The following is a 517-nucleotide window of genomic DNA, read 5'->3' on the forward strand; positions in this document are numbered from 1 at the left end:
GGTCGAGAAGATGCGTGAGGCCGAGAATGCCGGCGGCCCATTGGACGCGCTCGGCGATTTCGGCCTTGGAGCCGCCGCGATGTTCGAGCGAGAAGCCCATATTCGTGGCGACAGTCATATGGGGATAGAGCGCGTAGTTCTGGAAGACCATGGCGATGTCGCGGTCTTTGGGCTCGAGGTCATTGACCACGCGGCTGCCGATCTCGACGGCGCCGCCGGTAATGGTTTCGAGGCCGGCGATCATGCGGAGCAGGGTGGACTTGCCACAGCCGGAGGGGCCGACGAGGACGACGAATTCGCCGTTCGCAATGTCGATGTCGATGCCATGCAGCACATGGGTCGCGCCATAGCTCTTGGCGACGGATTTCAAACTTACGGGAGCCATGGGATCAGCCTTTCAGCCCGGTATGGGCGAGCCCTTCGACGAATTGTTTCTGCGCCACGATGAAAACCAGGAGGACCGGAATGGCGGTCATGGTCGCGGCGGCGAGCTGGATGTTCCACATGGCCCCGCCAT

The 517-nt window shown here is 62.1% G+C and carries 1 protein-coding gene and 1 pseudogene; both read right to left on the reverse strand.

Annotated elements, in window-relative coordinates; translation table 11 throughout:
• Nucleotides 1-385 (reverse strand): ABC transporter ATP-binding protein (locus tag A3840_RS01785; RefSeq protein WP_131798215.1); only part of this gene is annotated, 385 nt, incomplete at its 3' end.
• A gap of 4 nt (nucleotides 386-389) precedes the next feature.
• Nucleotides 390-517: pseudogene (locus A3840_RS20185) on the reverse strand (carbohydrate ABC transporter permease); the annotation flags it as partial.

The sequence above is a fragment of the Devosia elaeis genome, from assembly GCF_001650025.1.
Classification (GTDB): domain Bacteria; phylum Pseudomonadota; class Alphaproteobacteria; order Rhizobiales; family Devosiaceae; genus Devosia; species Devosia elaeis.